The organism is Streptosporangium nanhuense, from assembly GCF_059358815.1.
The window spans coordinates 1-1443 of sequence record NZ_JCADBG010000094.1; the positions used below are offsets into that span (position 1 = coordinate 1).

1 protein-coding gene is annotated in these 1443 nt (G+C 71.6%); it reads left to right on the top strand.

What is annotated here, in order from left to right; genetic code table 11:
• Positions 1-173 precede the first annotated feature (173 nt).
• Positions 174-1358, top strand: coding sequence for an amidohydrolase family protein (locus AC5L38_RS44115; RefSeq protein ID WP_495248803.1), 1185 nt, complete (start codon positions 174-176; stop codon positions 1356-1358).
• Positions 1359-1443: the final 85 nt, after the last annotated feature.

The following is a 1443-nucleotide window of genomic DNA, read 5'->3' on the forward strand; positions in this document are numbered from 1 at the left end:
GGCTGAGGTCAGGGCGCCGAGGGCGTTTCCTCTGAGTGGCTTCTCAGCGAGTATCAGGGTCCTCTCAGGTCGTTCGTGATGTTGTTACGCCGCCAACGCCGCCCGATCCGCGCCGTCCCGAAGACGAGGCAGGGCGGTCACGTGCGCCACCTTCCTCCAGGAGCCTCCCGACCATGACGCCTCTCGCGATTCACACCGGACTGATGTTCGACGGCACGAACCTGTCCGGCCCCGCGACGGTGTTCGTGGAGGGCGGGCGGATCACCGGCGTGGACACCACGGGCGCTCCTCCACCGGACGGGGTGGACCTGGTCGACCTGGGCGCGGACACCTTCCTGATGCCGGGACTCGTCGACCCTCATGTGCATCTCGGCTTCGACGCCGGTCCCGACCCGGTGACCGCGTTCACCACCGCCGAGGACGGGGAACTGCTGGCCAGGATGCGGATCGCGGCCGACAGGGCGCTCCGGGCCGGTATCACGACCGTGCGCGACCTCGGCGACCGCGACTATCTGGCGCTGACGCTGGATACGGAGCTGGAGCGGCACCCCGGAGGAGGGCCGGAGATCCTCGCCGCCGGGCCCCCGATCACCACCCACGGCGGCCACTGCCATTTCATGGGCGGCGTGGCCGAAGGAGCCGCCGCCCTGCGTGCCGCGGTGCGGGAGCGGCACGAGCGGGGCTGCGCGGTGGTCAAGATCATGCTGAGCGGCGGCAACATGACGCCGGGTTCGCCGCCGCCACACGAGTCGCAGTACTCACCGGCCGACCTGCGGGTGGTCGTCGAGGAGGCGCACCGGCTCGGCCTGCCCGTCGCCGCCCACGCGCACGGCACGCAGGCGATCAGGGACGCGCTGGCGGCGGGAGTGGACAGCATCGAGCACGCGACGTTCGTGACCGCGGACGGCGTCGACGCGGACCCCGCCCTGCTCGCCGCCATCGCCGGGAGCGACACCTTCGTGAGCGTGACGATCGGAGTCGTTCCCGGCGACTCACCGCTCGTCCTGCCACCGGAGGTCGCCAGGCGCGTGGAAGCCGTACACGAGGCTCTCAGGAGCCTCTACAGGCTCGGTGCCAGGATCGTGCTCGGCACGGACGCCGGCATCATGCCGGTCAAGCCGCACGACGTGCTGCCGTACGCCATCGCCCAGTTCGCCGAGGAGGGCCCGTCTCCGCTGGAGGCGCTCACCGCGGCGACCAGCCTCGCCGCCCGGGCGTGCGGGGTCTCCGACCGGAAGGGACGGATCGCGGTGGGCGCGGACGCCGACCTGCTGGCCGTGACGGGCGATCCTCTCGACGATCTCGGCCGGCTCCGGGACGTCCGGGCGGTCTTCCGCGCGGGCGTCCAGGTCAGGTGACCCGGCCGCTTTCCTTCCACTTCCCGGCGGGAAGTGGAACAGGCATGGAGTGAGACCGGCGTGGGTGGTTTTTGGGGCCTCAGCT